Annotated in this window: 2 protein-coding genes; one reads left to right on the forward strand and one right to left on the reverse strand. The window is 54.6% G+C overall.

Annotation, left to right across the window (positions count from 1 at the left end):
* The first annotated feature begins 6 nt into the window (after nt 1-6).
* The gene (locus DUK53_RS18045; RefSeq protein ID WP_368665728.1) at nt 7-177 is read left to right on the forward strand and encodes a DUF2498 family protein; all 171 of its coding nucleotides are present in this window, start codon (nt 7-9) and stop codon (nt 175-177) included.
* 49 nt (nt 178-226) lie between these two features.
* Here the strand turns inward: DUK53_RS18045 and DUK53_RS17160 are convergent.
* The coding region (locus DUK53_RS17160) for a hypothetical protein (protein ID WP_201740741.1) at nt 227-443 on the reverse strand (217 nt) is incomplete at its 5' end.

Consider the following 443-nt stretch of genomic DNA (forward strand, 5'->3'; position numbering starts at 1 on the left):
GATTATATGCACGGCATGGTGGCCACCGACGTTGAGCAGAAAGGCAGCGTGTTGGTTTTCCGCGGCGAGTTCTTTTTAGATCCCGAGGGGCTGCCAACGGCAAAAACCACCGCCGTATTTAATATGTTTAAGCACCTGGCCCATGTGCTTTCCGAGAAATATCATCTGGTGGATTAACTATTAAAAACGGGGCCATCTGGCCCCGTGTAATCATAGCCTTGCTGGCTTACAACAGCGGTTTCTCACCGCGTTGCCACCAGCGCAACAGCAGACGATCGGCGCTCTCCGCCGCACTGCCGGTAAAGCGGTCGATCAGGCGTTTACGGCGAGCATAGCGCACCCCTACCACCTCATGATTTTCCATCTCGGCAATCAGCAGATCGTCACTGGTGCCGACCGCGTCAACCAGCCCTTTATCTTTCGCCTGAGTGCCATACCAATGC

The organism is Listeria sp. SHR_NRA_18 (genome assembly GCF_003856515.1).
GTDB classification, from domain to species: Bacteria; Bacillota; Bacilli; order Lactobacillales; family Listeriaceae; genus Listeria_A; species Listeria_A newyorkensis.